This window comes from Nocardioides sp., assembly GCF_035429765.1.
Classification (GTDB): domain Bacteria; phylum Actinomycetota; class Actinomycetes; order Propionibacteriales; family Nocardioidaceae; genus Nocardioides.
Genome location: NZ_DAOMFK010000343.1, coordinates 1 through 1,562, shown reverse-complemented (window position 1 = coordinate 1,562; position 1,562 = coordinate 1). Strand labels below are relative to the sequence as shown.

The 1,562-nt window shown below is 70.2% G+C and carries 1 protein-coding gene; it reads right to left on the bottom strand.

Annotated features, from left to right (window positions below; translation table 11 throughout):
• On the bottom strand, window positions 1-1,466 hold a 1,466-nt coding region (gene topA, locus PLP61_RS17040; RefSeq protein WP_324503992.1), incomplete at its 3' end, for a type I DNA topoisomerase.
• Window positions 1,467-1,562: the final 96 nt, after the last annotated feature.

The window sequence follows — 1,562 nt, the reverse complement described above, 5'->3', positions numbered from 1 at the left end:
TAGCGCGCCGGGGGCTTGGTGGCGTGGGCCTCGGCGTTGAGGGCCCGTATGGACACCTCGTCGCCCTGCGCCAGGCGCGGCAACCGGCTCTGCTGGCCGGAGTCCTCGTCGTCGCGGCTCTCCTCGTACGCGGCGAGGAAGCCAGGGAACGTCACTACCGTGCCGCTGGCGGTGAACGTCGTCGCGAGGCCGTCGCCGGTCGTCGCACCGAGCCGCAGGGTGGTGGTCGCGATCCGCGCGTCGGCCATCTGCGAGGCCACGGTCCGCTTCCAGATCAGGTCGTACAGGGCCAGCTCGTCGGGGCTCAGCTGCGAGGACACCTGTCCAGGGGTGCGGAACGAGTCGCCCGCCGGCCGGATCGCCTCGTGGGCCTCCTGGGCGTTCTTCACCTTGCGGTTGTAGACCCGCGGCTGCGGCGAGACGTGGTCCTCGCCGTACAGCGCCTTCGCCTGTGTCCTGGCCGCGTTCACAGCCGTCTGGGACAGCGTCGTGGAGTCGGTGCGCATGTAGGTGATGAAGCCGCGCTCGTACAGCCCCTGGGCGGTGCGCATCGTGCGCTGCCCGCCCCATCGCAGCTTCCGGGAGGCCTCCTGCTGCAGCGTCGAGGTCATGAACGGTGGCGACGGCCTGCGGGTCCCCGGCTTCTCCTCCACCGAGTCGACGGTCATCGTGGCGCCCAGCCCGGCGACGATCGCCTCCGCCGTGGCGAGGTCGAGGTGCCGCACGTCCTTCTTGCTCAGCTCGCCGCGGTCGTTGAACGAGTCGCCGCGCGCGATCCGCTGACCGTCCACGTGGGTGAGCGTGGCGCTGAAACTGCCCGGGTCCAGCAGTGCCTCGATGTCGGCGTAGGTGGCCGACACGAACGCCATGCGCTCGCGCTCCCGGTCCACCACCAGGCGCAGGGCGACCGACTGCACACGCCCGGCCGACAGCCGCGGCATGACCTTCTTCCACAGCACCGGGGAGACCTCGTACCCGTAGAGGCGGTCCAGGATGCGCCGGGTCTCCTGGGCGTCCACGAGGTCCTGGTCGAGCTCGCGGGTCTCGTCGAGAGCGCGCTGGATCGCCTCGCGGGTGATCTCGTGGAAGACCATGCGCCGCACCGGGATCTTGGGCTTGAGCACCTCGAGGAGATGCCAGGCGATGGCCTCGCCCTCCCGGTCCTCGTCCGTGGCCAGCAGCAGCTCGTCGGCGTCGCGCAGCTTGTCCTTGAGCTCCTTGACCCGTGCCTTCTTGTCCGAGTTGACGACGTAGATGGGTTTGAAGCCGTGCTCGATGTCGACGCCCAGGCGCGACCAGGACTCGCCCTTGTACTGCGCCGGGATGTCCGCCGCCCGGTCGGGCAGGTCGCGGATGTGGCCGACGCTGGCCGTCACCTCGTAGCCCTCGCCGAGGTAGCCCTGGATCGTCTTGGCCTTGGCAGGCGACTCGACGATGACGAGGCGGCGGAGCGTGTCGGCGGGCATGAGGTCCTTTCGGAGCGGGTTTCGTCCCCATGATGCGGGTACGAATGGGCACCCTACGACGGCGGGGGTCGCCAGCGCCACCCGGACAATCCCCCG